This is a genomic window from Pseudomonas sp. GW823-FHT02E01, from assembly GCF_058797535.1.
Map to the genome: position 1 here is coordinate 1 of NZ_JBXAJS010000032.1, position 624 is coordinate 624.

1 protein-coding gene is annotated in these 624 nt (G+C 62.5%); it reads left to right on the forward strand.

The annotated features are described in order from the left end of the window. Positions 1-624: immunoglobulin-like domain-containing protein (locus tag AC1RDQ_RS28515; RefSeq protein WP_492588757.1), on the forward strand; the 624-nt coding region annotated here is incomplete at both ends.

Below are 624 nucleotides of genomic sequence, written 5' to 3' on the forward strand. Positions count from 1 at the left end.
ACGCCGATGATCGTGACCTTGAGCAACGGCTCGGTCATTACCATCGACGCGGGCCAGACCAGCGGCAGCGTGAACGTGCCGACTGCGGCCAACGACGTCTATAACAACGGCAGCACCGTCAGCACCACCATCACCGGCACCACTGGCGGCAACTTCGAAAACCTGGTGCCGAACACCACGCCGGCTGTGACCACCATCACTGACTCGATTGACACCACAACGGTGACCCTGACCGCGACCCCGAGCGTGGACGAAAACGGCACCATCACCTACACCGCCACGTTGACCGATGCCCAAGGCAAACCGGTCACCGCGCAGAACGGTCCGGTGACTGTGACCCTCGACAGCGGCAAGGTGATCACCATCGCTGAAGGCCAGAGCTCCGGCAGCTTGCCGGTAACGGTGGGCAACGACCTCTACAAGGGCCCGACCACCGTCACCGAATCCATCAAGGACGCGGTGGGCGGCAACCTCGAGTCCATCGATCCGATCAAGTCCCCCGTGGAAACCACGGTTACCGATGTCAACGACACCACCACCGTGACCTTGACCGCCACCCCGAGCGTGGACGAAAACGGCACCATCACTTACACCGCGACCTTGACCGATGCCCAGGGCAAACCG